Genomic DNA, 649 nt, shown 5'->3' on the forward strand with positions numbered 1-649 from the left:
GTACAGCGCCACCGGCTCCTCGCCGGGGATGAGCGGCAGCTCCTCCTCGACGGTCCGCTTCACCTCGGCCGCCATGCCCTTGCCGGGCGCGATGACCGGCTTGCGGTCCACGCCGGCCCGCTTGCGCGCCTCGCGGTAGGTGGCCTCGGCCGCGTCCAGGTACTCCTTGAAGGCGTAACCCTCCGCGTCCGTCGCCTCGCCCAGGGCCGCCGCGAACGCGGGCGACGCCTCCACGCCCGCCTTCTTCACGGTCAGCCGGAACGCGTCACCGCCCTCCGGCGGCAGCTCGACCGCGACCCGGGCCAGCGCGAGGTGCGGCTCGGGCTGCCGGAACCCGTTCCAGCCGCCGGCCTGCACGAGCCGGTCGTTGCGGTAGAAGTAGAACCCCTGCTTGTCCAGGACGGTGCCGACCGCGCGGTACTCGTCCAGGTTCGACTTCGGCGTCCACACGTGCCCGGTCAGCGGCACGGCGCCGGCGCCCTCGACGTGGGCGGTGAACACCTTGGGGAAGCCGGGGGCGCCGGTGACGGGGTAGCCGAACGGGTCGAGGGACTCCACGCCGAAGTCCATGTAGACGGTGCGGGTCTGCACGTCCTCGACGGCGATGGTGATGTTGAAGTCATCGCGGGCCAGGAACCGGTGCAGGAAC

At 72.3% G+C, this 649-nt stretch carries 1 pseudogene; it reads right to left on the reverse strand.

Going from position 1 to position 649, the window contains the following annotated elements:
• A pseudogene (locus tag KUM32_RS40600) lies at positions 1-649 on the reverse strand (ATP-binding protein); the annotation flags it as partial.

Source organism: Streptomyces sp. AC627_RSS907, from assembly GCF_019049165.1.